We start from the raw sequence: 26031 nt of genomic DNA, 5'->3' as shown, positions 1-26031 counted from the left end.
GCAACATTAGAGAGGTGCGACAGCGCCATTGCTCGGGGGAAACGTTTTCCTGCTGCCGCGTCACATGCCGAACAGACGGCGATCCCAGAACACTGGCTCGTGGAGACTTGCCGTGATCGAGGAGAATTCCGGATGCGCCGGATTGATCAGCACGTTGCGGTCGACGCGGGCGACGACGCTCGGCACCAGCAGGATAGCGCTGCGCTTCTCCTGGCACCAGCCTTCGCCGAAGTCCTTGCTAACGCTGGCCGGCATGCTGTCCCAGCCCGAGAGCGCGGGCTCGGAGAAAACCTCGTAGCTAACCCCGCGCGGTATGGTGATGGTGACATAATGCTGGTTTGGCGGCAGCCGCCCGCTGCCATGCACGAGCTTTTCGAGAAGCGCCGTCGAATAGTGTTCGCTCGTGTAAATGATCGGGCTGCCTGCCGTATTCCACCGCCCCGGCGCTATGGTCGAGCCGGTGGCGTCGAAGATCGGATAGGTTCCGTCAGGATCTCCGATGCGGACAGATGTCAGCGTGCGATCCAGGCGTTGCGCGCTCACGCAGCACTGCCGTATTTCAGGCTTCCGAGGATATCGAGAACGAGTTCGCCGCCGATTTCGCTCTGGATAACGACGTCGATCGGCCGCCTGTCCTCCAGCATCGCATGGGGGCGGAACAGGAAATCTCGCGCCTCGATCTCGCTCTGCCAGACATCGAGCGCCAGCCCCCAGACGCGCGCGAGGCGAGCGAGCTTTATGCCCTCGTCGGAGGAGAGCCGATGCTTGGACTTGCGCCGCTCATAGGTGGCCTTCGGCACCAGTCGGTACTTGAACTGCGCATCGCTCGGTGCGAGAAGCAGCGCCATCCGGTCAAGCGCCTTGACCGGCAATCCCTCCTCGATGCTGGAAAGCAGCCCGAAGGCCGAACGCGAGGCCGGCTCCCTGGCTGGCAAGCCGAGAACATCGGCAACGACTGCAAATCCGGTCATGCAATTGGCTCCAATTCACTTGAGGTTATATTTAGTCTCAAATGAGCCAATGTTCAATAGCCTGTCTGCATGCGCGTCATACCGCTATGTTGCAGAAAGACACGAACAGCGAAGGAGGTTGCCTATGTCACCGCGGGACGCCTGATCCAGACGGGACTCATCTTCTCCACTTCACCATGCTTGGCCTTTTTTCGCTTAGAGAAATGACAGTCGGCGATGCCATCGACTTCTGGCTTGCGTTTCTGGACCACTGGGCATCACGCCGGATCACGTAACGATCCATCCGGACCACCTGCTTGAATGGACGCCGTTCTATAGTGGGCGCGTGCCCGTCGTTCCAGATTCGCAATGCATCTGGAGCGATGGCAGCATCACGGGATACTGCACCGCGTTCTACAAAGATGGGGTCGAGATCGGAAACATCGTCAATCCGCTCAGAAGCTGCATAGACGTCGGCTTCGGCGGGGAACGTCTCGATATGATCGTCAACGGCACGCCGCAAAGCGATGCGCTGGAGACATTGTGCGAGACCGTCACGACAATCGTGGAAAGCGGCTATCGGCCGGGCAACAAGGAACAGGGATATGTTCTGCGGAAATTGCTCCGCCGCATCCATAAGATGGGCGGCACGCTCGACCATCCCTTCTTTAAGGACGAAGTCGAACGCCAGAAGCGGCTCCGCGTTAAATATCTGCGCCTTCGCGACCGCTATTCCGCCATGAGTGCGGATTGGTGGTTTGACACCCACGGCATCGATCTCGCCGCTATCCCGCCGCCGTGTCCGAAATCATGCGCGACACGGCATTCTTCCAACCGATGATCTTGGTCTGCCGCTCGCCTTCCTCCATCGAGGGATTGAAGCGGCGGTCGCAGGCCCAGGCCTGTGCAAACTCTCGCCTGCCGGGCCAGATGCCGGCCTTCGAGCCGGCGAGCCAGGCGGCTCCCAGCGCCGTCGTCTCGCGGATCGCCGAGCGGTCGACGGGATTTCCCGTGATGTCCGCCAGACACTGCATCGTCCAGTCGGACGCGGCCATGCCGCCATCGACACGCAGGACGGTTTCCAACTGGTTGGCGCCCCAGTCCTTCTTCATCGCAACGAGCAGGTCGAGCGTCTGGTAGGCGACGGATTCAAGCACGGCGCGGGCGAATTCCGCCGGCCCGCTGTTGCGCGTCAGGCCGAAGATCGCGCCGCGCGCGGCTGGATCCCAATAGGGCGCGCCGAGGCCGGTGAAGGCCGGAACGATATAGACCTGCTGGCCGGGGTCCGCCTTGGTCGCAAGAACCCCTGCCTCGGAAGCCTGGCTGATGATGCCGAGGCCGTCGCGCAGCCATTGCACGGCCGCACCCGCAATGAAAATCGAGCCTTCGAGCGCATAAGTCGTTTCGCCGTCGAGCCGGCAGGCAATGGTCGTCAGCATCCGGTTGGAGGAGGAAACGCGATCCCGGCCGGTGTTCAGCAGAGCGAAGCAGCCGGTGCCATAGGTGGATTTCATCATGCCAGGATCAAAACAGGCATTGCCGACGGCCGCAGCCTGCTGATCGCCGGCGACACCGAGGATCGGAAGCGCGGCGCCGAACAGCGCCTCGTCGACCCGGCCGAAATCATCGGCGCATTCCCTGACCTCGGGCAGCATGGCGGAGGGAATGCCGAGAATGCCGAGAAGCTCCTCGTCCCATGCCCCGTCATCGATATTATAGAGCAGCGTTCGCGACGCATTGGTCGCATCGGTAGCGTGCACGCGACCATCAGTCAGCTTGTAGATCAGCCAGCTGTCGATCGTGCCGAAGCAGACCTCGCCCGCCTCCGCCTTTTCCCGCAGGCCATCGACATTGTCGAGCAGCCAGCGCAGCTTCGTGCCGGAGAAATAGGGATCGAGCAGCAGGCCTGTCTTGGCACTGAACAGCTTCTCATATCCGTCGGCCTTCAGGCTCTCGCACATTTCGGCCGTGCGCCTGTCCTGCCAGACAATAGCGCGGTGAAGCGGCGCGCCGGACTTGCGATCCCAGACGACTGCCGTCTCACGCTGATTGGTAATGCCGATCGCCGCGATCGCGGCGGCGTTCATGCCGGCATCGGCGATCGCGCTGCGCACCGTGTCGACGACGGACTGCCAGATTTCGGCGGCGTCATGCTCCACCCATCCGGGCTGCGGATAATATTGGGTGATCTCCGCCTGCGCCGAGCCGGCCATTTTCATGTCGCCATCGAAGATGATGGCGCGTGAAGACGTCGTGCCCTGGTCGATCGAAAGAATATAGCCGCTCATACATCCATCTCCGGCTCGCACGAAACCGCTCAGCCTGCCGCTCAGCGGCAGGACGCCGGGTTTGATGAGAGAAAGATTGTGGGATGCCACCGGCTTGCTGCCGGTGGCAGGAAGTGATGGCCGGAGGCCTCGTCGCCTCCGGCCGGGTCCGCCTTACTTCTTCTGCCAGCTCTTGACGAGCTCGTCGTAGTTGACGGTCAGCGGCTTTTCCTTCTCGTTCTCGATCTTCAGCTGCGGTGCCAGGTTGCCCTTCTTTACCGCATCCGCATTCCAATAAGCGAGATCATGCTCTTCGGCGAGTTTCGGACCGATATCGCCCTGGACCTTGGCGCGTTCCAGGCGCTGCAGCACCTTTTCCTGCTCGGAGCAAAGCGAGTCCATCGCTTCCTGCGCCGTCTTGGCGCCGGAAGAGGCGTCACCGATCGCCTGCCACCACAGCTGCGCGAGCTTCGGATAGTCAGGAACGTTCGTACCGGTCGGCGACCACTGCAGGCGGGCCGGCGAACGGTAGAATTCGATCAGGCCGCCGAGCTTCGGCGCGCGATCGGTGAAGGACTTATGATCGAGCGTCGACTGGCGGATGAAGGTGAGGCCCATGTGGCTCTTCTTCACGTCGACAGTCTTGGAAGTGACGAACTGGGCATAGAGCCAGGCCGCCTTGGCGCGATCGACGGGTGTGGACTTCATCAGCGTCCAGGAGCCGGCATCCTGATAGCCGAGCTTCATGCCGTCCTTCCAGTAGACGCCGTGCGGGCTTGGTGCGAAGCGCCATTTCGGTGTGCCGTCCGCATTGACGACCGGCAGGCCTTCCTTGACAAAGTCGGCCGTGAAGGCCGTGTAGGTGAACATCTGCTGGGCGACTTCACCTTGCGAGGGGACCGGTCCGGATTCGGAGAAGGTCATGCCCTGAGCGGCGGCCGGTGCATAGGCCTTCATCCAGTCCAGATACTTCTGGATGGAATAGACCGCTGCCGGGCCGTTGGTGTCGCCGCCGCGTGCGACGCACGAACCGACAGGACGGGAGTTCTCGTCGACCTTGATGCCCCATTCGTCGACCGGCTTGCCGTTCGGAATGCCCTTGTCACCGTTGCCGGCCATCGAAAGCCAAGCGTCGGTGAAGCGCCAGCCGAGCGACGGGTCCTTCTTGCCGTAGTCCATGTGGCCATAGACCTTCTTGCCGTCGATCTCGCGGCCGGTGAAGAACTCGGCAATATCCTCATAAGCCGACCAGTTGACCGGCACGCCGAGATCGTAGCCGTACTTCGCCTTGAAGTCCGCCTTGTTCTTCTCGTCGTTGAACCAGTCGTAGCGGAACCAGTAAAGGTTAGCGAACTGCTGGTCCGGCAGCTGGTAAAGCTTGCCATCAGGCGCCGTCGTGAACGATTTGCCGATGAAGTCGTCGACGTCGAGACCAGGATTGGTGACATCCTTGCCTTCATTGGCCATCCAGTCGGTCAGCGAGCGGGCCTGCTGGTAGCGCCAATGGGTGCCGATCAGGTCCGAGTCGTTGATGTAGGCGTCGTAGATGTTTTCGCCCGACTGCATCTGCGTCTGCAGCTTTTCCACCACATCGCCTTCGCCGATCAGGTCATGGGTGATCTTGATGCCTGTGATCGCGGTGAAGGCCGGAGCCAGCACCTTCGATTCATATTCATGCGTGGTGATCGTTTCGGAAACGACCTTAATGTCCATGCCGGCGAAGGGCTTCGCGGCATCGACGAACCACTGCATTTCCTTTTCCTGGTCGGCGCGGGTAAGCGTCGAGAGATCACCGACTTCCTTGTCGAGGAACGTCTTGGCCTCGTCCATGCCGGCATAGGCCGATGCTGTCATCGCCAGCAGCAAGCCTGCTGTCGTCGTCAATAAGTGCCGTCGCATAATATCCTCCCAGGGTTTGCGATTGCAGTCACGTCTCAGGCGGCCAGTACCCCCGGCCATCTGTCTTCTCCCTGCCGTTACACGTAGCGGAACACGCCAATGGCGTAGACTACGGAAATAGCAAGAGCCCACCACAGGTTGGGCCCAGCGAGCCCAAGCCATGCAAGATGAATGAATGCTGCCCCAAGCAGCGAAATGAAAAGCCGGTCGCCGCGCGTCGTCTCGAACCGCAGCACGCCTGTGCGCGGCGTGCCGCCCGGCGAAAAATATTCCCAGACGCTCATGGCTATTAGCAGCGCCAGGATCGTCAGGAAGAACAGCGCCGTCGGCAGTGTCCAAGCCATCCAGGAAAAATTCATGGCCGTCTCCTCCTCAGACGCGGCCCAGGGCAAAGCCCTTGGCGATGTAATTGCGAACGAAATAGATGACGAGCGCGCCGGGAATGATGGTCAGCACGCCGGCTGCCGCCAGTACGCCCCAGTCCATGCCGGCCGCCGAAACCGTGCGTGTCATGATCGCCGAGATCGGCTTTGCCGCGGTCGTCGTCAGCGTGCGGGCCAGCAGCAGTTCGACCCAGGAGAACATGAAGCAGAAGAAGGCGGCGACACCGATCCCGCTCGCAATCAGCGGCATGAAGATCTTCACGAAGAAGCGCGGGAAGGAGTAGCCGTCGATATAGGCGGTTTCATCGATCTCCTTCGGCACGCCAGACATGAAGCCTTCGAGGATCCAGACTGCCAGTGGCACATTGAACAGGCAGTGGGCGAGCGCCACGGCGATGTGCGTGTCGATCAGGCCGAAGGCGGAATAGAGCTGGAAGAAGGGCAGTGCGAAGACGGCGGGCGGCGCCATCCGGTTGGTCAGCAGCCAGAAGAACAGGTGCTTGTCGCCGAGGAACCGGTAGCGCGAGAAGGCATAGGCCGCCGGCAGCGCCGCAAGCACCGAGATAACAGTGTTCATCACCACGTAGATGATGGAGTTGATATAACCGCTATACCAGGACGGATCGGTGAAGATGACGGCGTAGTTCCGGAGCGTCGGGTTTTGCGGCCACAGCGAGAAGGCGCCGGTGATCTCGGCATTCTCCTTGAAGCTCATGTTGATCAGCCAGTAGATCGGCAGGAGCAGAAAGACGATGTAGAGCGTCGTGACCACCCAGGAGAAATTTCCGGCGGGCTTGTATTTCATTGTCGCAGCCATGGATCTCTCCTTTCTCAGGCGTTGGCGTCGCTGCTGGTCATGACCGTGTAGAAGATCCATGACAGCAGCAGGATGATCAGGAAGTAGATGATCGACATCGCCGCGGCGGGGCCGAGATCGAACTGGCCGACGGCCATCTTCACGAGATCGATGGACAGGAAGGTCGTCGAGTTGCCGGGGCCGCCGCCGGTGACGACGAAGGGCTCGGTATAAATCATGAAACTGTCCATGAAGCGCAGGAGCACGGCGATCAGCAGCACCCGCTTCATCTTCGGAAGCTGGATATAGCGGAATACGGACCAGCGCGAGGCGCCGTCGATCTTGGCGGCCTGATAATAGGCGTCGGGGATCGAGACGAGGCCGGCATAGCAGAGCAGCACGACGAGGCTCGTCCAGTGCCAGACATCCATGACGATGACGGTGACCCAGGCATCGACGGGATCGCGGACATAGTTGTAATCGAGGCCGAGCCCTTCGAGCGTATGGCCGAGGAGGCCGATATCGACACGTCCGAAGACCTGCCAGATAGTGCCGACGACATTCCACGGGATGAGCAGCGGCAGCGCCATCAGAACGAGGCAGACCGGAACGCCGATACCCTTCTTCGGCATGTTGAGCGCTATGAAGATGCCGAGCGGAATTTCCAGCGCCAGGATGATGAAGGAGAAGAGCAGGTTGCGCTCGAGCGCTTCCCAGAAGCGGTCGGAATGCAGAGTCTGGACGAACCAGTCGGTACCTGCCCAGAAGAACTCGTTGTTGCCGAACGTATCCTGGACCGAATAGTTGACCACGGTCATCAGTGGGATGGCGGCCGAGAAGGCCACGAGCAACAGCACCGGCAGGACCAGAAACCAGGCTTTGTTGTTCCACGTCTTCTGCATGGCTCAGGCCTCCCTGCCGACACGCCAGCTGTCGGCGTAAATGCTGATGGCGGACGGATCGAAGGTGACGCGAGCATCCGTGGGGATGTCCGTATCCTCCTGCACGACGATCGCAATCGGCTGGCCGGCGAAGCGAGCGCGCACGATCTTCTGTCGACCGATATCCTCGATCTTGGTGATGGTGATCGGCATGCCTTCCCGCCCGAGGCGGATGAATTCCGGGCGGATGCCGAGCTCGGTCTTGGAGCTACCTGCAGTCTTCGGCGCGTAATCGAGCGCCAGCACCTCGTCTCCGACCTTGACGGCGCTGCCGTCGATCTGCGCCGGCATGACGTTCATACCCGGCGAACCGATGAAATAGCCGACGAAGGTGTGGCTCGGCCGCTCGAAGAGTTCGGCGGGCGTGCCGATCTGAACGATCTGGCCGTCATACATGACGACGACCTTCTCGGCGAAAGTCAGCGCCTCGGTCTGGTCATGGGTGACGTAGACCATGGTGAAGCCGAACTGCTTGTGCAACCGTTTCAGCTGCGAGCGCAGCACCCATTTCATATGCGGATCGATAACGGTCAGCGGCTCGTCGAACAGAATGGCGTTGACGTCGTTGCGCACCAGGCCGCGGCCGAGAGAGATCTTCTGCTTCTGGTCGGCCGTCAGCCCCTGCGCCTTGCGCTTGGCCCAGCCGGCAAGGTCGATCATTTCGAGAATGTCGCGCACGCGCCGGTCGACATCGGCTTCCGCCACGCCGCGGTTGCGCAGGGGGAAGGCGAGATTGTCGTAAACGGTCATCGTGTCGTAGATGACAGGGAACTGGAAGACCTGCGCGATGTTGCGGCTCTGCGTCGAAAGATTCGTCACATCCTTGCCGTCGAAGAGGATGCGGCCATGCGAAGGCTGCAACAGACCGGAGATGATGTTGAGCAGCGTGGTCTTGCCACAGCCGGAAGGACCGAGCAGCGCATAGGCGCCGCCGTCGTTCCACTCGTGGTCGACTTCCTTCAGCGAATAATCATTCTCCGTCTGCGGATTGGCTCCGTAGGCGTGGCGGATATGGTCGAGCGTAATGCGTGCCATTGTGCTCTCCTATGCCTTTCCGGTCGTTGCGGCATCGCGGCCGGCCGAAGCGATGGCGCGGCCGTCGGCGCCGAAGGCCAAGAGGTGGCGCATGTCGAGGAAGGCCTCGATCTCCATGTCGGGATCGATGTCGTGAATCCCGTGCGCCAGCATTACCCAGCGCACGCCATCATATTCCAGGTGAACGAAGCTCTCCGAACCGGTGATCTCCGAAACCAGCGTGCGCGCCTGCAGGCAGGCCGCGTCACCCGTCTGCGGCTTGAAGCCGAGATGATGCGGGTGAAAAGCGACCGTCACCGGCCCGTCCGGCACGACGGCCAGATGCGGGGGAACCGGAAGGGCTGCCCCGCCCGGACGCGTAAAGGCATTGCCGGATTTGGTGACGTCGAGCGTGTTTAGCGGCGGGTCGGCGAAGATGCCGGCGGTAGCGAGGTCGGCAGGCCGGCGGTAAACATCGATCGTCTGCCCGAACTGGGTCACCCGGCCTTCGTTCAATGTCGCCGTGTTGCCGCCGAGCAGCAGCGCTTCGGACGGTTCGGTCGTGGCATAGACGAAGATCGCGCCGGATTGGGCGAAGATCTTCGGCAGCTCTTCACGCAATTCCTCACGCAGCTTGTAGTCGAGGTTGGCAAGCGGCTCGTCCATCAGCACGAGGCTGGCATTCTTGACGAGCGCGCGCGCCAGCGCAGTGCGCTGCTGCTGGCCACCGGACAGGTTGAGCGGCGTGCGATCAAGATAGGGCGTGAGCTTCAGAAGCTCGGCCGCCTTGCGCACTTCGCGGTCGATGGTGGCGGCATCCTTGCCCGATATGCGCATCGGCGAGGCAATGTTCTCGTATACGGTCAGCGCCGGATAATTGATGAACTGCTGGTAGACCATGGCGACATTGCGCTTCTGCACCGGCATGCCAGTGACATCAGCGCCGTCGAAACGGACGGAGCCGGCGGTCGGACGGTCGAGCCCGGCCATCAGCCGCATCAGCGACGTCTTGCCCGACAGCGTCGGCCCGAGCAGGACGTTCAGCGTGCCGCGCTCGAGGACCAGATCGGTCGGATAGATATGATAGTCCGCGCCCACCATCTTGGCGGCGTTTCGCAGTTCCAGCATTCCGATTCCCGTGCCTCCACGCAGCGGGGACCACACGCCACCTTATCCGGCCATCGCCGGTATGGCAGCCATGTACTCCTCCAGTGACTGAGCCTGTTCCTTCGAAAGGCGCAGACCATCCTTTGTTCTCCTCCACAGCACGTCTTCGGCGTGCCGGGCCCACTCATGTTCGACGAGGTATTTGACCTCGGCTTCGTAAAGATCGGCGCCGAACAGCTGCCCGAGGTCTTCAATGCCGCGGGCATCGCCGAGCAGCGTCTCGGCCCTGGTGCCGTAGCGGCGCACCAGCCGGCGCGCATGCGGATCGGCAAGGAAGGGGTAACGCCGCTTCAACTTGGCGACTTCGCCCTCATAACCCTGGACCGCGAAATTGCCGCCCGGCAGATGGCTCTTTGCCGTCCACGGGCTGCCCTTGACCCCGATCGCGGCACCGATTTTCTCCAGCGCATGCTCGGAAAGCCGGCGATAGGTGGTGAGCTTACCGCCGAAGACGTTGAGCAGCGGCGCAGCCCCGCCTTCGCCTTCCAGCTTCAGCACATAATCGCGTGTCGCCTCCTGCGCTTTCGAGGCGCCGTCATCATAAAGCGGCCTGACCGCCGAATAGGTCCAGACGATATCTTCCGGCCGCACCGGTTCCTTGAAATATTCCGAAGCCGCGTTGCAGAGGTAGACGGTCTCTTCCTCGGAGATCCGGACGTCCTTGGGATCGGCGGTGTAGTCGCGGTCGGTGGTGCCAATCAGGGTGAAATCGCCCTCATAGGGAATGGCGAAAATGATGCGGTTGTCAGGATTCTGGAAGAAATAGGCACGAGGGTCGTCGAACTTCTTCCTGACGACGATATGGCTACCCTGAACGAGACGAACGTGGTGGGCCTCGTTCTGGCCGAAGGCGGAACGGATGACATGATCGACCCAGGGACCGGCGGCATTGATCAGCATGCGGGCCTGATGGCTGTCATTGCGGCCAGTCACCGTATCGGTCGTTTCAATGTGCCAGAGACCATTCTCGCGCCGCGCCGACACCACCTTGGTGCGCGGCAGGATGGCCGCCCCTTTGTCGGCTGCGTCGCGGGCGTTCAACACGACCATGCGGGCATCATCGACCCAGCCGTCGGAATATTCAAACGCCCTCGTGAACAGCGCCTTCAGCGGCTTGCCGGCCGGGTCCTTGCGCATGTCGAGTACCGACGTCGCCGGCAGCAGCTTGCGGCCGCCGAGATGATCGTAAAGGAAGAGGCCGAGTCGGATCAGCCAGGCCGGGCGGATGCCGCCCTTGTGATAAGGCAATACGAAGCGCAGCGGCCAGATGATGTGCGGCGCCATCGCCCAGAGGATCTCGCGCTCCATCAGCGATTCGCGCACCAGCCGGAACTCGTAATGCTCGAGATAACGCAGGCCGCCATGAATCAGCTTGGTGGCGCCGGACGACGTGCCGGAGGCAAAATCGTTCATCTCCGCCAGCGCGACGGAATAGCCGCGCCCGACGGCATCGCGCGCAATGCCGCAGCCGTTAATGCCGCCGCCAATGACGAATATGTCGTGTATCTCCCGGCCCAATTGCCCCTCCGAGCCCACTGCTGATTTCGCATCGCACAAAACTTGCGCGATTGCGAAAGTGATAACAGTTAAAACGAAAGGAATGCGAATGTCAAACGAATGTTTGTTCCATTCGCGTGACCTAGCGCGATCTAGTGCTCGTTTCGATCAGCTTCACATTGTTTTCGAGGCAGAGATTGCGGATGGACGGCACCGGACAGTGGTCGGTGATGAAGGTATGGACCTGGGAAAGCTGGCCGATCCGGACCGGCGCGGTGCGTTCGAATTTCGTCGAATCGGCAACGAGGATGACATGCCGGGCATTGGCGATAATCGCCTGCGCGACCTTCACTTCGCGAAAATCATAATCGAGGAGCGCGCCGTCGATATCGATTGCCGATGCGCCGATGACGGCATAATCGACCTTGAACTGCCGGATGAAATCGACCGCCGCTTCGCCGACGATGCCGCCGTCCGAGCCGCGCACGACGCCGCCGGCGATCACCACCTCGATGGCCGGAAAGAGACGCAACCTGTTGGCAACGTTGATATTATTGGTGATCACCATCAGCTCGTGGTGATTGGCGAGCGCCTCGCCCACCGCTTCGGTCGTCGTGCCGATGTTGATGAAAAGCGAGGCTCCGCTCGGGATCAGCTCGACTGCCGCCATACCGATCGCCTGCTTCTCCGAAGCGGCGATCTGCCGCCGCGCCTCGTATTTGACGTTCTCCGTTCCGCTCGGAAATGTCGCGCCGCCATGAATGCGCGTCAGCACCTGCGCGTCGCAGAGATCGTTCAGATCCTTGCGGATTGTTTGCGGCGTCACCGAGAAGCGGGAGGCGAGCTCCTCGACCAGAACCCTGCCGCTCGATTTCGCAATCGCCACGATTTCAGTTTGTCGGTCGGTCAAGAACATCCGCGCCCCTTTCGCTCTGCTTTCGTTTTTAAAGAAAGCGAACGGCAGCGCAATGCCTATTTGTCAGTTGCCCGACTGCGGCACTCCGAACGTGGCGGCAGCGCGATACGGTTATCGTTTCCGCATCACGTTGACCACGAGCACGCCAAGGATCGCCATGACGCCGCCGGCAGCACCCAGTGCGGTCGGCGTCTCACCCAGCCCGACGAACCCGATCAGCGTTGCGACAGGCGGGACGCCGTAGAGAAAATTCGAGGCGCGCGCAGCGGTCAGTCGCTTCAAGGCGATGGCCCAGGTAAGATAGCCGATCGCAGTCGGGAAGATGACGAGATAGGCAACGCCCCAATTGACCTCTGCCGGCGCCGCCGCCAGCGCGCGGATCGTCGCCGGGACGGCCGGAAAGAGTGGCACGGAGCCGATCAACAGGATCCAGGCGGTGACGGCAAGCGCCGGCAGGCGAGCGAGCAGCGGTTTCTGCAACACGCTGGCGATCGCCGAGCAGAGCGCCGCACCGAGGATCAGCACAGCGTTCGGATCGAGCGTGAAGCCGCCGTCGGAGGCGACGGCGATCAGCGCCACGCCGCCGAAGGAAACCGCGGTGCCAACCCAGCCCCAGCGGCCGAAACGCTCGCCGAGCGCGAATGTGGCAATCAGGGCGGTGAAGACGGGCATGGTATTAATGATGAAGCTCGCCGGCCCCGCCGCCACGGTCTGCTCGCCGGTGTTCAGGAGAACCGCATAGGCGGCGATGAAGAGGACGGCAGCGACCGAGAGGCGGACGAATTCACGCTTTTCCGGCATCGGCCGGTAGATGGCGAGATAGACAAGGGCGAGGACGCCTGCCGCCACATAACGCGCCGTTGCCAGTTCGATCGGCGTCAGCGGCCCGAGACAGATACGGATCACCACGAAGGAAGAGGCCCAGAAGAGAATGGTGACGACAATCGCCGCAAAGGCGATCAGATCGAAGCCGCCTTGCTGTTTTGCCGAAACCGGTGCGCTTGCCGCCATGCTCATGTTCGCCTCCATCTGTGCGTGCGACAACGAATTAGGGCTTCGATACATGCTTGAAAAGCACCGCAATCGATGATCAAATGTGCGCATGGTTCACAGCTCGCCAGTGCTCCCACCGCTCGATACGCTCGAGACCTTTGCCCGCGCCGCTCGGCTCGGATCGTTTTCGGCCGCGGCCGAGGAAAGCGGGATCACCCATGGCGCCGTATCGCGGCAGGTCTCGCGGCTCGAGCGCTGGATGGGCGTGCGGCTCTTCGCGCGTGAAGCTCGCGGTGTGCGCCTCACCCCGGAGGGCATGCGGTTCTTCGCACGTGCCGAGGAAGCTCTTTCCCTGCTCGGGAACACCGGCGAGCGCTGGCTGCCACGGCCGAACAAGGCGGTGGTGCGCCTTTCCGTTACTCCGTCCGTCGCCTCTCTATGGTTGTTTCCGCGCCTGGCAAAGCTCGAAGGAAATGAGCTGCATGTCGAATTGACGCTCGAACACCGCCTGGCGGACTTCGGCGAAGGCACGGACCTTGCCGTCCGCTGCGGCAAGGGACCATGGGCGGGCGTGCGCGCCCTGCCGCTGTGGCAGGAGAAATCTTTTCCGATCGCCTCACCGACAATGGCAGCACGACTCGGGCAACGCTCGGATGCGCTTTCGCTGCTCGATCTGCCGATTCTTCACGACTCCAATATCGAGGGCTGGCGGCGCTGGCTAGCGCGTGAGGGCGTCGACTATACGCCGCGTGGTCAGGACCGACGCTTCGAAGATTACAATCTGGTGGTCGATGCCTGCGCGCAAGGGCTCGGCATTGCGCTTGCGCGGCCGCCGTTGTCGGATGCTGCGCTTGCCGCCGGGCGCGTCGTCGCAGTGTCACAGCGCACCCTCGATTCCCATGTCGCTTTTCACCTGATCCGGCCGGACGATGCATTGAGAAGTCCTGCCATCGAATTCGCCAGCCGCTTCCTACGCGAAGCCGGCCATGACGAGACGGCGATCAACGCCTTTATCGCGCCCGGAAAGCCGAAAGCGTAAACAGAAAACGCGCCGCCGCGCACATGCCTCAGCCGTGTGTAGGCGCTTCGGCTATGCGGCTCACTCCACAGGAAACTTCAGGCGCATTTCCTTCGCCAGCTCGAAGCCGGCGCTGCGATAGACTGGCTCCCCCACATCCGAGGCATGAATGACGGCAGTCGTGCAGCCGATGGATTTCAGATAATCAACGGCCCTGTTCGTCAGCGCCAAAGCAATGCCGCGCCGGCGGAAAGCCTCGGCGACATAGACGGACCAGATATAACCGTGCAACCGCTGCTCCGGCCGAATGACTTCCGGAAACGGCGATTGGTGCAGCTGACAAGATACGGAACCGGCGATTCCATCGTCCACAACGGCGAGGCGTCGCTCCTGGCGACCGCTTCTCAAAAACGCCAATATCCGCGCCGCCGCATCCGGCCTGTAATGTTCCGGCGGCGTGCCATAGCTGTCCCAGATTTTCAGATAGTGGCCGACCAGGATCTCATCCTCGCCCGGCGTTGCAATTCGGATATCCATCGTTTCGTCGCCAGCAAGCCAACCCAATAATCTCGTGGAGCCCCCGCCGCGTCGCGGCAGGGGGCGACAAAACCCGTCAATCCGCCGGTGTCAGTGTCATCGACGCGCTGCCGGCCGCGACATTCAGGCCGAGCTGGCCCGTCAGGCTGACCGTCTGCAGATGGATTGAACCGGAGGTGCCACCGACCAGGAGGTTGGCGCCGACGCCGGCACCAACCGTCGCCTCTGCGCTGGCGCCGACATAAAGTCCGGCGAGCGACCCACGATGATAACCAGCCGTCGGCGCAAACACCGCCCAGATCAAGCGACTGCGCGTGGTGAAGCCGAGGTCGATGCCAAGCTTTCGGATTTCGCCGGTGTAGTGATCGAAAAGCTCATTGCCGACAATTGACTGAAAGACGCAATCGGCTTCCTTGGACGAACCGAGCACATATCCCGTGCCGCCGCCGATATCGCAAGTGAGATAACCGATCTTCACGCCATTGCGCAGGTCCGGCTCTTCATAGGTTCTGGTGACAGGGTCGGCGGCATTGGCCGCCCCCGCGCCGAAAAACGTCAACGATACCGCGGCAAACGCCGCCGCAAGAGTTGTTTTCATAAGTCTCTCCTTCTCAAATCGTGACGGGAACACCCGGCTGGCGGCACCGGATATCGGAGGGGACTGCAGAGCAATCCCGGACGGCGCCGTTTTCGCGTCGCGTGTCAAAGCGCGTGGGAAGGCGCAAGCGACAGCCCCACGGTTCAGCCCCATTGGGACATTTCGAAGGCACATGCGACCAGCATGCGGTCTTTCACGATCTTGTTAGGGATGGTTGCACGAAAAGCACATTCGCTCGAAGCGAGTTTCACCGACCACTGCGGGACCATCAAGGAAAGCAAAACCCGGCGATAATTATCACCGGGCTTTTATACTTGAACCATCTTCACTATACTCTGCGCATGAAGCGCATGACAAGCGAGACGACGAACAACACCAGGAAAATGAAGAACAGAACCTGGGCAATGGAAGCTGAAGCCCCTGCAATGCCGCCAAATCCGAGGACGCCGGCAATCAAGGCCACAACGAGAAACACCAGAGCGTAGTAAAGCATCGCAATCTCCTTTTACGTTGCTGCGGAGATAACGGCGGCCGTCCGGTTTGGTTCCCTCACTCTCATGGCCGGCCGATGGAACGTCGCATCGGCGGCTTTCAGCCGAAATGAAAGACGCCGCTGTACATCCGGTCGCCCTCGGTCGGTTCGGGAGGTTCGGCCGCATCGAGGTAAGTTTTGAGCGGCCCGGTCAGCACGAACCAGACACTTGCCCCGAGCATGAAACAGGCGCCCACCGGATCATCGATGCGGGCGATGAACGGAAGGCAGGCGGATGAAAACAGCACGATGATCCGCACCGACCATTCCGCCTCCCGTTTGGCGACGGCGCGCGCCCTTGACGATTTGTATTCCCGGGCGCCATAGGCGCTTCCCCCTGCCTTGACCGCCGAAAGCAACTTCTTGGCTGAAGGCAGGGCCAGCATGATCAGCGCGGCAATGCTGAGCGCGAAAGGCTTGCCCGTCATGACCTGTCCGCTCGCGATAAGGAGAAAGGATAGCACGACAAGGTTCCACGTCGGCTCCAGCAGCTCCGGCGACTGCCGTGTACGAATGTGCCACTGCCGCAGCAAGCCTGCCGCGCCGTTCAATAACGGCTGATCGATATGACGATTGATCCAGTCCATGCTGATGTGCCCGCCCCGATTGTTTGAAGAAGGCCCGAACACCATGGAAATGGGTCATCATCGTGGCAGAGCGCCGGCAATGTCGGCCGGCGCTCTTCTTCGTTCACATAAACGGCTTTCACAACCGCCGATAAAGCGCCGGCCGTCCAACAATATGCGGACGCGCTCTGCTGGTCGTTTCGATTTCAATGGTTTCGCCGTGCCGCCGGAAAAATAGCCGTCAGCTGCGCAGGCCAGGCGCCTCATGACCCGTGCGCGCCACATATTCCGTATAGCCGCCGCCATATTGATGGACGCCCTCCGGGGTCAGTTCCAGCACGCGGTTGGAGAGCGCAGCTAGGAAATGCCGGTCGTGGGATACGAAGAGCATGGTGCCCTCATATTGCGCGAGCGCCTTGATCAGCATTTCCTTGGTGTCGAGGTCGAGATGGTTGGTCGGCTCGTCGAGCACGAGCAGGTTCGGCGGGTCGAACAGCATCATAGCCATGACCAGCCGGGCCTTCTCGCCGCCCGACAGCACCCGGCACCTTTTCTCGACATCGTCACCGGAAAAGCCGAAACATCCGGCGAGCGCGCGCAAAGGCCCCTGCCCTGCCTGGGGAAAGCGATCTTCCAGCGATTGGAAGATCGTGCGCTCGCCATCGAGAATATCCATCGCATGCTGGGCGAAATAGCCCAACTTGACGCTGGCGCCGAGAGCGACACTGCCTTCGTCGGGCGTCGTGGTGCCCGTCACCAGCTTCAGCAACGTCGATTTGCCGGCGCCGTTGATGCCCATGATGCACCAGCGTTCTCGCCGCCGTACCATGAAATCCAGCCCCTCATAGATGCTTCGGCTGCCATATTTCTTATGGACGTTCTTTAAGCTGATCACGTCCTCGCCGGAGCGCGGCGCTGGCTGGAATTCGAACGCGACCGACTGACGGCGCTTGGGCGGCTCCACCCGGTCGATCTTCTCCAGCTTCTTCACGCGGCTCTGCACCTGCGAAGCATGCGAAGCGCGCGCCTTGAACCGCTCGATGAACTTGATTTCCTTGGCGAGCATCGCCTGCTGGCGCTCGAACTGGGCCTGCTGCTGCTTTTCGTTCTGCGCCCGCTGCTGCTCGTAAAATTCATAGTCGCCGGAATAGGAGGTCAGCGAGCCGGCGTCGATCTCGAGGATCTTGTTGACGATGCGGTTCATGAACTCGCGGTCGTGCGAGGCCATCAGCAGCGCCCCCTCATAACCCTTCAGGAACTCTTCGAGCCAGATCAGGCTTTCGAGATCCAGGTGGTTGCTCGGTTCGTCCAGCAGCATGACGTCGGGACGCATCAGCAGGATGCGGGCAAGCGCCACGCGCATCTTCCAGCCGCCCGACAGCGCACCGACGTCGCCGTCCATCATCTCCTGGCTGAAACTCAGGCCCGCAAGCACTTCGCGGGCGCGCCCGTCGAGCGCATAACCGTCCAGCTCCTCGTAACGCGCCTGCACCTCGCCGTAGCGCTCGATGATCTCCTCCATGTCGCCGGCCCTCTCGGGGTCGACCATGGCCGCCTCCAGCTCCCGCAGTTCAGCGGCAACGATGCTGACCGGCCCGGCGCCGTTCATCACTTCGGCGACGGCGCTGTGGCCTGACATTTCGCCGACGTCCTGGTCGAAATAGCCGATGGTGACGCCCTTCTCGCAGGAGACCTGTCCCTCGTCGGGCTGCTCTTCACCGTTGATCATCCGGAAGATCGTCGTCTTGCCGGCGCCGTTCGGGCCGACGAGGCCGATCTTCTCGCCTTTGTTAAGAGCGGCCGACGCCTCAATGAAGAGGATCCGGTGGCTGAGCTGCTTGCTGATATTCTCGATACGAATCATGGTCTGCTATGGGCCTGAAAGAAAGTTACGGCGCCCTTACCACGCCGGGAAATGGCGGGAAAGGTCCGTTCCCCTGCCCTCTCGATCTCAAAGACCGGATTGGATAAGGTTGTCGCCTACGCTGATAAGGAATCCGTGCCCATGAGCGTTCGGCCCCCGCAGTCTTTCAGACAATCCCAGGAGGATAGGAACGGCCTCAGCGTCCTCGAATACGAGCTGATGTCGGAGCGCGCCGATTCACTCGGGCGTCACGGGCTGAAGGTGGAGGCGGCCCTCGCCGCCTTGAAAGCCTGGACCGGCGAACGCCAAAGTGCGGAGCGCGAGAGACTTCTCAATGACGCCTCCGACGCGGTCTGGGCATTCTTCATCCAGCGTGAAATCTGCGGAATGAAAAATAACCGCGACGCCATTCAGCGCTACGGAATTCCGAACGAAGTGATCGCAAGGTTGGGCGCGATACGGAAGTAACGAATGAGCGCCAGCTTGCGTGTGATTACCACCCTCACCGATTGAGTCGAAACTAACGGTGCGGAAATGAGATGACTTGGTACCAACCTACGAAAGGGAAATTGCGATGCCAGCCTCAATCCGGATCGGCAATCAGGACCTCACTGTCGATGTCTCCTCCCTCGGCGCCGAGATGCAGGCACTTAAATCAAGCGACGGACGCTCGTGGCTATGGACGGGCGACGCCGCCTTCTGGACCGGGCGTTCGCCGATCCTGTTTCCGATCGTCGGCAAGGCCCCGGACGACAAGATCGCAATCGACGGCACGATCTATCCGATGGCCCAGCATGGTTTTGCCCGCCGCAGCGAGTTTTCCCTCGCGGCATCCGCGGCAACGATGTGTCGGTACGAGCTTGCCGCCTCGGAGAGTACCCGGGCGGTCTATCCGTTCGAATTCCTGCTGGCCGTGGAGCATGCGGTGGAAGGCCGGGCGCTGACGGTCAGCGCCGAGGTGACCAACCGCGACCGGAAGACGATGCCCTTCGGGCTTGGATTCCACTCCGCCTTCGCCTGGCCGCTGCCCGGCGCTACCGGACGCGCCCACATCATCACGCTCGACAATCAGGGCGAGCCGGAACTCGTGCGGCTGGCGGGCGGCCTTATCAATCCCCCAGCGCTGCCTTCGCCGTTTCATGCCGGACGTCTGGTTCTGAATCACGCGCTGTTCGAGCAGGATGCGATGATCTTCCCCAAGGGTGCGGGCGAAGGGCTGCGCTACGGGGCCGAAGGCGGGCCAATCCTGCGGTTCCGCTTCGAAAACCTGCCCAACCTCGCTCTCTGGACCAAGCCGGGCGCGCCCTTCCTTTGCGTCGAGCCATGGCATGGCACGGCTGCGCAAGCCGGAGCATCGAGCGAGTTGTCGAAGCGGCCCTCGACGACGCTGCTTGCACCGGGCGCCGTTGCGCGTTTCGCCTTCACGGTCGAGATCGGCCATTAGCGTTCACGTGTGAAGCCCCCCTTCGCATGACGGCAAAGGAGGGCTTTCCCTACGGAGGATCTTCCTGCGGCGTCCGCCGGGTTTCAATGGGCGCCCGCACCGGCGCCGGCCTGAGGCTTTTTGGTGAGGAGCAGGGCAAATGCCGCCACTGCAAGCACCACGCCGATGATAGCGAAAGTATCGCTGAAGCCCAAGATCAATGCCTGGCGCTTGACGATCTGACCCATCGCAACGACCGCCTTTTGCGATGCAACAGCCGGATCGGTGACGCCGTGCTGGATGAAGTAGCCGGTAAGCTTGCCCAGGCGATCGCGAACTTCGTCACGGCTCAGCGTAATCGACTGGCCGATGATATTGGAATGGAACTGTTCGCGCTTCGTCAGGATGGTGCCGAGAGAGGCGGTGCCGACCGCGCCGCCAAGATTGCGCAGCATGTTGGTCAGGCCAGAGGCGGCGGCGGCATCTGATGGAGCAATGCCGGCCGTCGTAATGGCTGTGATCGGGGTCAGCACCAGGGCCTGGCCAACGGCACGGACAATATTCGGGATCCAGAACTGGTCGCCGGCATTGTCAGCCGAAAGCATGATGTTCATGAAGCAGCTGATCGCGAAGATCGAGATACCGAGGAAGCCGATATAGCGGGCGTCGAAACGCTTCATGAGAACAGGCACCAGCGGAATGAGCAACAGCTGCGGCAGGCCGGTCCAGGCGAGTACGTTGCCGATCTGCTCGGCATTATAACGCTGCACCTGGCCGAGATATTGCGGCAGGATATAGACTGTGCCAAAGAGCGCGACGCCGACCAGGACGTTGACCAGCACGCCGATGCCGAAATTGCGCTGAGTGAGCAGCCGCAGCTTTACCAGCGGCTTCTTGACCGTCAGCTCGATCCAGATGAAGACAGCGAGAAAGACGAAGGCGACAAGGCTGAGCTTGACGATGAAGGGCGAAGAGAACCAGTCTTCCTTGTTGCCTTCCTCCAGCACGGTCTGCAGCGCCGAGAGGCCGACGGCCATGGTGAAGATGCCGGCCCAGTCGCCTTCCCTCAGAAGGTGGAGCTGCATCGGCTGCTTTTCCAGCGTCAGGGCGAGAGCGGCCGCCATAATGAGGCTCGGGATCGTGTTGATGAAGAAGATCGTCTGCCAGCCATAATTCTCCGTCAGGTAGCCGCCGATCGTCGGGCCGATGGCCGGGGCGAAAGTGACCGACAGCGCGAAGATCGCGAGCCCCAGCGGCTGCTGGGTCTTCGGCAATTTGGTTAGCACCATGGTGAAGGCCATGGGGATCAGTACGCCACCGGCAAAGCCCTGCAGGCCGCGCAGCAGGATCATCGTGCCGAGATCATGCGCGAAGGCACAAGCCATCGAAAATAGCGGAAAGAGAATGGAATTGACGAGGATATAGCGGCGGAACGAGAAGACATTGCTGAAATAGGCCGTCAGCGGAATGACGACGATCTCCCCGATCAGGTAGGAGGTCGATATCCATGCGCCGTTGTCGACGCCCGTTCCGATGCCGCCCTCGATGTCGAGGAGGGAGGCATTGGTGATCTGGATGTTGAGGATCGCCATGAAGGCGCCGATCATGCCGGCGAGAACGGCGATCCATTCCTTGGTGCCGGCGCCCGGCTGCGATATGGGGGCGGCTGTTGCTGCGGTAGTGGACATGACGCGATCTCCTAATCCCCGCGCCTAACTGCGGTCGGCATCGGCCTTGGTGTCGATGCTCGGCTGAACGGACATGCCGGGTCGCAAGTCGCCATTGGCGGCTTCGCCGTCGAGCACGATCTTGACCGGAATGCGCTGAACGACCTTTGTGAAGTTGCCGGTCGCGTTGTCGGGAGGCAGAAGCGCGAATTCCTGGCCGCTTGCCGGAGCAAGGCTATCGACATGGCCCCGATAGATGCGGCCTGGAAAAGTATCGACCTCGATATCCACCGGCTGGCCGCGGCGAACATCGGTCAGCTGCGTTTCTTTGTAGTTGGCGATCACATAGATCGCGCTCGTGGGTACAACCGACATCAGCTGGGTGCCCGCCTGCACATACTGGCCGACCCGCAGCGTCCTGTTGCCGACGGTGCCGTCGACAGGGGCGGTAATCTCTGCATAGGAGAGGTTCAGTTCAGCCTGATGCTGGACAGCCTGGTCATGGGCGAGCGTCGCCTTCGCCTGGGCGAGTTCGGCATTGAGAAGGTCGACTTGCTTGACGGCGGCGTCGAGCGCAGCGTTGTCGCGAACAATGGTTGCCTGGGCGGCGGCAATGGCGGAAGCGGCCTGTTGTGCCGTCTGAACTGGCGCATAACCATTGGTGGCGAGATTGGCGTAACGCCTGTTGTTCTGTTCGGCGAAGGTCTCGTTTGCCTTGTCGACCTCGACCGTGGCGCGGGCTGCGGCAATCGTCGACTGCTGAATATCCAGTGACGCCTGCTTGGCGTTGAGCGTCGCCTCGGCGGCGGCGACATCGGCCTTGGCCTGATCGAGAGCGGCACGGAAATCGCGATCATCGATGCGTGCGAGCGGCTGACCCGCCCTGACCACCTGGTTGTCACCTACGAGCACTTCCGCGATGTAGCCCGAAACCTTTGGTGCGACAGTCGTATTGTCGGCCTTCACATAGGCGTCGTCGGTGGAAATCTCGAAGCGGCCGAAGGTCCAGTAACTATGGCCGTAATAGCTGGCGGCGGCGATCAGGGCGATGGCGGTCGCGCCCAGCAACAGTCCGCGGCCACGGCGCTTGGGGGCGGGATGCTCCAAAACGGCGGCAGCTTCGACGATGCGTGACGTGTTGCCGGTATCAAGGGTTGCCGGCGCGGCCTCCGCCGTGGTTTCGGTGACAGGCGCGTTGTTGTTCAGGGCCTGCAGCGTACTGATGGACATTGCCTTTCTCCTATTACTGGTCGCTGTCGCTACCGGCTGCGGCCTCTAAATTCATGTCAGTTCCACTTTTGGAAACTTGTTATTTTCCAAAATATGCTTTATAAAATCGGTGTCAACAAGAATTTGGAAAATAGTCATGGTCCAAAATCACGAAATCGAGAAGAGACCGCGAGGACGACCGCAAGTCCGCTGCGACGACGATACGAGAAGCGTGATCATCGAGGCGGCTAACCGGCAGTTCCACGAGAATGGTTATGCCGCGGCAAGCATCGCCGCGATCGCGCAAGGGGCTGGTGTCTCGACCAAGACGCTCTACCGGCTGTTTCCGACCAAGGCGGATCTGTTTTCCGAGATGATCATCGAGCGGACGGGGCGCTTCCTCATGTCGCTCGATCCCGGAACGCTTGCGGTATTGGACCTCAGGCAAGGATTGGAGCGCATGCTGATGGCCTATGGCATGCTGACGCTCTCGCTGGACACGATCACCGTGACTCGGCTCGTCATCAGCGAGTCCGACCGCTTTCCCGAGATCGCCACGACCTTCTATGAGAAAGCGATCGTCAGGACCAACGCGCTGATGGAGGACTGGCTGCGTAGACAGATCGATCGCGGGCTGATCGCACTCGACGATCCACATGCCGCCTGCGGGATGCTCCGTGGGATGATGATCATGGAGCCACAGCGTGCAGCGATGCTGCGCCAGCAACAGCCGCCGGGGATCAAGGAGATCGCCGCAAGGGCGAAGATGTGCACGGATCTGTTCCTGAAGGGTTGCGCGCTCTGAAGTGTCGCTTGGGCTCCAGAGCGCAATGATTTTCTATGCCAAGCGACGCCAATGCCCTCAGGTCGGCGGGGCATCCAGTGCATGCAGGATGCCGCGAAGCTCGGCAAGGCCGCGCATGCGGCCAATGGCGGGGTAGCCGGGCGTGACTGTTTTGTCGAGATCGTCGAGCATGCGGTGGCCATGGTCCGAGCGGAAGACGATGGTATCTTGAGCGCCACGGCGGCGGTCTTCCGTGACAAGTTCCCGGAGAACGGCAACCATGTCGACATCGCCCTCCAGGTGCGCGCTTTCATGGAATGTTCGGCCATCGCCCTCTCTCGTCGTAGCGCGCAGATGGGCGAAATATATCCGTGAGGCGAAACGGCGGGCGATCGCCGGCAGATCGTTATCGGCGCGCACGCCAAGGCTGCCGGTGCAATAGCACATGCCGTTCGCCTTCGACGGCACCGCATCGAAGAGAGCAGCATAATCATCGGCCGTCGAGGCGATGCGCGGCAGACTGAACAGCGACCGCGGCGGATCGTCGGGATGCAGCGTCAGCTTGACGCCGCGTGCTTCGGCGGCCGGCGTCACCGCCTCGAGGAATTCGATCAGGTGCCGGCGCAGCCTTGCGGCATCGATACCGCGATAGGCGACAAGCTTTTCCCGGAAGGCCGGAATGGTCAGAGGTTCGGTGGTCGAACCCGGCAGAGCCGATGTGATGATGCGGGTGATCTCGGCGATCTCCTCCTCCGACATCGCCTCGAAGACGATGCGCGCCCGTTCCCGATCTGCATCGGCATAGTCCCGTGCCGCATCCGGCCGTTCCAGAATGAAAAGATCGAAGGCCGCGAAACGCTCATGATCAAAGCGCATCGCGGTGGCCCCGGTCGGCGTCACGAAATCGAGTTCGGTGCGGGTCCAGTCCACGACGGGCATAAAATTATAGCAGACGATCGGAATGCCGCAGGCGGCGACCGCTTCGAGGCTTGCGATCCACGCCTCGATTTCGGCCTTCGCCTCCCCGCCCCTGCGCTTGATGGCATCGGGGATCGGAATGCTTTCGACGACCGACCAGACGAGCGGCGAGCGGTCGGCTGGCGTCGTCTCGATCAGCGATTGGCGTTCGCGCACCTCCTTCTCCGTCCAGGCCCTGCCAATCGGCACCTGATGGAGCGATGAGACGATATTAGTGGCGCCCGTCTGGCGGACATCATCCAGCGTCACCGGCGCTTCCGGTCCGAACCATCTCCAACCCTGTCGCATCTTTCTTCCTTCCCTCGACTCTTCGTTTCGTGGTGATCCTGCCGTCAGCAGAAATAATCGGGGTAACGCGAGCGTAGCTCATCGACATCGGGAATGACGGCGCTCAAGTGATGGATCATCGCGCCGCGCGCAGCCGTGGCATCATGGGCGACGAGCGCGTCGCGAATGACGATGTGTTCGCGGATCACATTGTCCATCCGCCCAAGCGCCGGCAGCGCCAGCCGCCGCGCCCGGTCGATCTGCACCTTGACCGTCTTCAGAATCGCCCAGATGCCGGGATAACCTGCTATCTCAGCAATCGCTTCGTGAAAGGCCTCGTCCTCCTCATGAAAGTTCGAGGCGTTGCCGACCGCGGCATGCGACCGCTGCCGGGAGATGATGGCGTCCAGATGGGCAATATCGGCAGCGCTGGCGGTTTCGGCCGCAGCCTCGACGGTCGTACCTTCGAGCGCCTTGCGCACGACCACCGCCTCCGGGATCGACGCGACAGGCACACGCGATACGACCGTGCCCGACTGCGGATAGATGTCGACCAGCCCGCCTTCGGAGAGCCTGAGCAGTGCCTCGCGCACCGGCGTGCGGCTGACCCTGAAATCCTCGGCAATCCGCTTCTCCTGCAGCAACAGGCCAGGCGGCATCCTGAGCGAGACGATGTCGGCATAGAGCCGTTCGTAGATGGCGCCGGCCGTGGTGACGCGTCGCAACTTCGGACCGACTCCTTGGGAAATCGGAACAGCAGGCGCTTCGGCTTCTGGGGACTGCCGCATACTCAAGACCGGTGGTGGCGTTCTGACATACTAGTATATCAGCCTCAGCGCCTTGCCAAGAGCTGCGGAGGAACTGGTTTACATTTTGAGGTTCCGCGTCGCTTCAACCGCCGTTTCGATGCTGGCCGCGTCTCTTGGTTGGAACTTAGATCAGCCGAATTGGTTGAGATCCAATCAAGGAGGCGCCGATGAAGAACCCGGTACGCAAAAGAAGTGAAGGCACGACTGACGACACGCGGCTGAAGGATTCCTCCCCCGCCGGTGCGCGGAAAGGGAAGATGGCGCGGCAAGCGGCACACCAGACCGTCGGGCAGCGCACCGATTCTCCGGCCGCTGGCCGCGAGGAGGAGATCCGCAAAAGAGCATACGTGCTGTGGGAGAAGGACGGCAGGCCGGAGGGCAGGCATCAGGATCATTGGACCCGCGCCGAACAAGAGCTCGATACGCGGCATGGCGAGGCCGACAATCCTCCCAAGCTCGAAGCGTTGCGAGAGGCCTCGCGCGAACATAGCGATACGTTCCTGGTCAAGACGGATCTCGAAGACGCCGATCAACGCGAAGCCTCACCCGGCACACGCGAGCAGGATTAAATTGCAGTCTTGAGTCAATGCAGGAAAGGTCCCGACATGGTCGATAAAAGAGACTTGGACGCCGGATTCACCGGCACACCCGTCGAGCCGCCGGAAGGATTGGCCAAGGTTGCCCAATCGGCGGCCAGCGGGGTGAAACGCGAGGTCTATGCAGTCACGGCCGGGGCAAGAAACCACCCGCAGACCGCAAGCGCATTGTTGCTCACTATAGGTATTGTCGCATTCGGGTTCGGCTATCTCCTCGGCCGGTCATCGGTGGAAAACTCGCGCCTATATTGGCGGTAGCTGCAGACTTCAACGATGTTAGTTTTGACAAATCGCCCGATACTCGGTGATGATGGGAGGTCAAGGTCGTGCTCGAAAGGTGTCCCCATGGGCCGGATCGCG

At 61.5% G+C, this 26031-nt stretch carries 27 protein-coding genes and 1 pseudogene; 7 read left to right on the top strand and 21 right to left on the bottom strand.

Annotated elements, in window-relative coordinates; genetic code table 11:
• Window positions 1-60 precede the first annotated feature (60 nt).
• Window positions 61-543, bottom strand: coding sequence for an RES family NAD+ phosphorylase (locus J7U39_RS30460; RefSeq protein ID WP_210633704.1), 483 nt, complete (start codon window positions 541-543; stop codon window positions 61-63).
• Window positions 540-971 carry an antitoxin Xre-like helix-turn-helix domain-containing protein gene (locus tag J7U39_RS30455; RefSeq protein WP_064696724.1) on the bottom strand — a complete coding sequence of 144 codons (432 nt, stop codon included), beginning with the start codon at window positions 969-971 and terminating at the stop codon, window positions 540-542. Before J7U39_RS30455 ends, J7U39_RS30460 begins: the two co-directional genes overlap by 4 nt.
• A gap of 149 nt (window positions 972-1120) precedes the next feature.
• Between J7U39_RS30455 and J7U39_RS32125 the strand changes: the two are divergent.
• A pseudogene (locus J7U39_RS32125) lies at window positions 1121-1791 on the top strand (hypothetical protein); the annotation flags it as partial.
• Here the strand turns inward: J7U39_RS32125 and glpK are convergent.
• From glpK to J7U39_RS30400, 10 genes are all read right to left on the bottom strand, one after another.
• On the bottom strand, window positions 1736-3238 hold the full coding sequence (glpK, locus tag J7U39_RS30445; RefSeq protein WP_210633701.1) for a glycerol kinase GlpK: 1503 nt from the start codon (window positions 3236-3238) through the stop codon (window positions 1736-1738). The pseudogene J7U39_RS32125 and the gene glpK sit on opposite strands and share 56 nt — an antisense overlap.
• Before the next feature lie 153 nt (window positions 3239-3391).
• Complete coding sequence (locus J7U39_RS30440) at window positions 3392-5116, bottom strand: ABC transporter substrate-binding protein (protein ID WP_210633699.1); 1725 nt, start codon at window positions 5114-5116, stop codon at window positions 3392-3394.
• A gap of 77 nt (window positions 5117-5193) precedes the next feature.
• The gene (locus tag J7U39_RS30435; protein ID WP_064806467.1) at window positions 5194-5475 is read right to left on the bottom strand and encodes a DUF2160 domain-containing protein; all 282 of its coding nucleotides are present in this window, start codon (window positions 5473-5475) and stop codon (window positions 5194-5196) included.
• 13 nt (window positions 5476-5488) lie between these two features.
• Window positions 5489-6316, bottom strand: a complete 828-nt coding sequence (locus tag J7U39_RS30430; RefSeq protein ID WP_210633698.1) for a carbohydrate ABC transporter permease — start codon at window positions 6314-6316, stop codon at window positions 5489-5491.
• 14 nt (window positions 6317-6330) lie between these two features.
• Window positions 6331-7197 carry a sugar ABC transporter permease gene (locus J7U39_RS30425; protein WP_210633696.1) on the bottom strand — a complete coding sequence of 289 codons (867 nt, stop codon included), beginning with the start codon at window positions 7195-7197 and terminating at the stop codon, window positions 6331-6333.
• 3 nt (window positions 7198-7200) lie between these two features.
• Window positions 7201-8271, bottom strand: coding sequence for an ABC transporter ATP-binding protein (locus J7U39_RS30420; protein ID WP_210633694.1), 1071 nt, complete (start codon window positions 8269-8271; stop codon window positions 7201-7203).
• Window positions 8272-8280: 9 nt separating this feature from the next.
• Window positions 8281-9378: an ABC transporter ATP-binding protein gene (locus J7U39_RS30415; RefSeq protein ID WP_210633692.1), complete on the bottom strand. Its 1098-nt coding sequence runs from the start codon at window positions 9376-9378 to the stop codon at window positions 8281-8283.
• A gap of 42 nt (window positions 9379-9420) precedes the next feature.
• The gene (gene glpD / locus J7U39_RS30410; RefSeq protein WP_210633691.1) at window positions 9421-10935 is read right to left on the bottom strand and encodes a glycerol-3-phosphate dehydrogenase; all 1515 of its coding nucleotides are present in this window, start codon (window positions 10933-10935) and stop codon (window positions 9421-9423) included.
• Window positions 10936-11056: 121 nt separating this feature from the next.
• Window positions 11057-11830: a DeoR/GlpR family DNA-binding transcription regulator gene (locus J7U39_RS30405; RefSeq protein WP_085781425.1), complete on the bottom strand. Its 774-nt coding sequence runs from the start codon at window positions 11828-11830 to the stop codon at window positions 11057-11059.
• Window positions 11831-11941: 111 nt separating this feature from the next.
• Window positions 11942-12859 carry a DMT family transporter gene (locus J7U39_RS30400; RefSeq protein WP_210633797.1) on the bottom strand — a complete coding sequence of 306 codons (918 nt, stop codon included), beginning with the start codon at window positions 12857-12859 and terminating at the stop codon, window positions 11942-11944.
• A gap of 73 nt (window positions 12860-12932) precedes the next feature.
• Between J7U39_RS30400 and J7U39_RS30395 the strand changes: the two genes are divergently transcribed.
• Entirely contained in the window at window positions 12933-13862 is a 930-nt protein-coding gene (locus J7U39_RS30395) for a LysR substrate-binding domain-containing protein (protein WP_210633690.1), read from the top strand.
• 60 nt (window positions 13863-13922) lie between these two features.
• Here the strand turns inward: J7U39_RS30395 and J7U39_RS30390 are convergent, their stop codons facing one another.
• From J7U39_RS30390 to J7U39_RS30370, 5 genes are all read right to left on the bottom strand, one after another.
• Window positions 13923-14378 carry a GNAT family N-acetyltransferase gene (locus J7U39_RS30390; protein ID WP_210633688.1) on the bottom strand — a complete coding sequence of 152 codons (456 nt, stop codon included), beginning with the start codon at window positions 14376-14378 and terminating at the stop codon, window positions 13923-13925.
• A gap of 76 nt (window positions 14379-14454) precedes the next feature.
• Window positions 14455-14976, bottom strand: a complete 522-nt coding sequence (locus J7U39_RS30385) for a DUF992 domain-containing protein (protein ID WP_210633686.1) — start codon at window positions 14974-14976, stop codon at window positions 14455-14457.
• A 328-nt stretch (window positions 14977-15304) separates the two neighbouring features.
• Complete coding sequence (locus J7U39_RS30380; protein ID WP_003571841.1) at window positions 15305-15469, bottom strand: DUF1328 domain-containing protein; 165 nt, start codon at window positions 15467-15469, stop codon at window positions 15305-15307.
• 98 nt (window positions 15470-15567) lie between these two features.
• Entirely contained in the window at window positions 15568-16095 is a 528-nt protein-coding gene (locus J7U39_RS30375; RefSeq protein WP_085781420.1) for a hypothetical protein, read from the bottom strand.
• A 220-nt stretch (window positions 16096-16315) separates the two neighbouring features.
• Window positions 16316-17938 (bottom strand): ABC-F family ATP-binding cassette domain-containing protein, encoded by a 1623-nt coding sequence (locus J7U39_RS30370; RefSeq protein ID WP_210633684.1) that lies wholly within the window; start codon window positions 17936-17938, stop codon window positions 16316-16318.
• 141 nt (window positions 17939-18079) lie between these two features.
• Here J7U39_RS30370 and J7U39_RS30365 point away from each other — a divergent pair, with 141 nt between their 5' ends.
• Both J7U39_RS30365 and J7U39_RS30360 read left to right on the top strand, forming a co-directional pair.
• Window positions 18080-18406: a DUF6665 family protein gene (locus J7U39_RS30365; protein ID WP_210633683.1), complete on the top strand. Its 327-nt coding sequence runs from the start codon at window positions 18080-18082 to the stop codon at window positions 18404-18406.
• A 106-nt stretch (window positions 18407-18512) separates the two neighbouring features.
• A complete protein-coding gene (locus tag J7U39_RS30360) occupies window positions 18513-19382 on the top strand; it encodes an aldose 1-epimerase family protein (RefSeq protein WP_210633681.1) in 870 nt (289 codons plus the stop codon).
• 83 nt (window positions 19383-19465) lie between these two features.
• Here J7U39_RS30360 and J7U39_RS30355 read toward each other — a convergent pair whose 3' ends face one another.
• Together J7U39_RS30355 and J7U39_RS30350 are read right to left on the bottom strand one after the other, a co-directional pair.
• Entirely contained in the window at window positions 19466-21049 is a 1584-nt protein-coding gene (locus J7U39_RS30355) for a DHA2 family efflux MFS transporter permease subunit (RefSeq protein ID WP_210633680.1), read from the bottom strand.
• A gap of 24 nt (window positions 21050-21073) precedes the next feature.
• Complete coding sequence (locus tag J7U39_RS30350; protein WP_210633678.1) at window positions 21074-22258, bottom strand: HlyD family secretion protein; 1185 nt, start codon at window positions 22256-22258, stop codon at window positions 21074-21076.
• A gap of 136 nt (window positions 22259-22394) precedes the next feature.
• On the opposite strand from J7U39_RS30350, the gene J7U39_RS30345 reads away from it, so the two are divergent.
• Entirely contained in the window at window positions 22395-23042 is a 648-nt protein-coding gene (locus J7U39_RS30345; RefSeq protein ID WP_210633676.1) for a TetR/AcrR family transcriptional regulator, read from the top strand.
• Between the two features lie 57 nt (window positions 23043-23099).
• Here J7U39_RS30345 and uxuA read toward each other — a convergent pair whose 3' ends face one another.
• The gene (gene uxuA, locus J7U39_RS30340; RefSeq protein ID WP_210633674.1) at window positions 23100-24287 is read right to left on the bottom strand and encodes a mannonate dehydratase; all 1188 of its coding nucleotides are present in this window, start codon (window positions 24285-24287) and stop codon (window positions 23100-23102) included.
• 44 nt (window positions 24288-24331) lie between these two features.
• Window positions 24332-25054: a GntR family transcriptional regulator gene (locus J7U39_RS30335; RefSeq protein ID WP_210633672.1), complete on the bottom strand. Its 723-nt coding sequence runs from the start codon at window positions 25052-25054 to the stop codon at window positions 24332-24334.
• A 188-nt stretch (window positions 25055-25242) separates the two neighbouring features.
• On the opposite strand from J7U39_RS30335, the gene J7U39_RS30330 reads away from it, so the two are divergent.
• Both J7U39_RS30330 and J7U39_RS30325 read left to right on the top strand, forming a co-directional pair.
• Window positions 25243-25644 (top strand): DUF2934 domain-containing protein, encoded by a 402-nt coding sequence (locus J7U39_RS30330; RefSeq protein WP_210633670.1) that lies wholly within the window; start codon window positions 25243-25245, stop codon window positions 25642-25644.
• A gap of 36 nt (window positions 25645-25680) precedes the next feature.
• Entirely contained in the window at window positions 25681-25929 is a 249-nt protein-coding gene (locus tag J7U39_RS30325; protein WP_210633668.1) for a hypothetical protein, read from the top strand.
• Window positions 25930-26031: the final 102 nt, after the last annotated feature.

The sequence above is a fragment of the Rhizobium sp. NLR16a genome (genome assembly GCF_017948245.1).
GTDB lineage: Bacteria > Pseudomonadota > Alphaproteobacteria > Rhizobiales > Rhizobiaceae > Rhizobium.
The sequence above is the reverse complement of the archived record's forward strand: the minus strand, read 5'-3'. Positions and strand labels throughout refer to the sequence as shown.